This window comes from Mesorhizobium sp. M7A.F.Ca.ET.027.03.2.1, assembly GCF_003999175.1.
Lineage (GTDB): Bacteria > Pseudomonadota > Alphaproteobacteria > Rhizobiales > Rhizobiaceae > Mesorhizobium.
This window is the reverse complement of the sequence record NZ_RZOM01001588.1, coordinates 1-889: the sequence shown is the minus strand read 5'-3', so window position 1 is coordinate 889 and position 889 is coordinate 1. Positions and strand designations below refer to the sequence as shown.

At 61.1% G+C, this 889-nt stretch carries 2 protein-coding genes; both read left to right on the top strand.

All coding sequences use genetic code 11. The annotated features are described in order from the left end of the window. The coding region (locus tag EN750_RS36635; protein WP_145968303.1) for an ABC transporter permease at positions 1–702 on the top strand (702 nt) is incomplete at its 5' end. Next, on the top strand, positions 671–889 hold a 219-nt coding region (locus EN750_RS36630), incomplete at its 3' end, for an ATP-binding cassette domain-containing protein (protein WP_127399436.1). The genes EN750_RS36635 and EN750_RS36630, both read left to right, overlap by 32 nt.

Sequence of the window (889 nt, the reverse complement as noted above, 5' to 3'; positions counted from 1 at the left end):
CTGTGGAACCTTGCGGCAAGTGTCTGGCCAAGCCGTGCCTTTCCAGGGCCTGGGCAGGTCTGGCAGGTGCTTCTCAGGGAGGCTGCGAGCGGCGAGCTTTTTTACCATCTCGGCGTGACCCTCGGCCGGGTCGCCGCGGCATATATCGTCGCCATGATCATCGGATCCGTCATCGGCGTTTTGCTCGGCAGCCATCGTCGCGTCGACCGTTTTTTCAACCCGTGGGTGATCCTGTTCCTCAACATCCCGGCGTTGGTGGTCATCGTCCTCGGCTACATCTGGTTCGGCCTCAACGAGGCGGCGGCGATCGGCGCGGTGGCGGTGAACAAGATCCCGAATGTCGTGGTGACGATGCGCGAAGGCGCCAGGGCGCTTGATCCAAGTTACGCCGAAATGGCCACCGTCTATCGCTTCGGCCGCCTTGAACGCATCCGCCATATCCTGCTGCCGCAATTGCAGCCCTATCTTGCCGCCGCATCGCGATCCGGCATTGCCCTCATCTGGAAGATCGTCCTGGTCGTCGAACTGCTCGGCCGCTCGAACGGTGTCGGCTTCCAGATCCATCTCTATTTCCAGCTCTTCGATGTCGCCGCCATCCTTGCCTACACGCTGGCTTTCGTGGCGGTGATGCTTGTCATTGAACTTCTCCTGGTGCAGCCCGTTGAACGACATGCAACCCGTTGGCGCCGTCGTCCCGCTTAAGGTCGACATCGCCGAAAAGACCTTCAGGTCCACGCGAGGCGTCTCGATCACGGCGCTTCAGGACCTTTCCTTCGAGGTCCGGCAAGGCGAATTCGCCTGCTTGCTGGGACCGTCGGGCTGCGGCAAAACCACGACGCTGCGTATCCTGCTTGGCTTGGACCAAGACTTTTCCGGCTCCTTTCAGTTG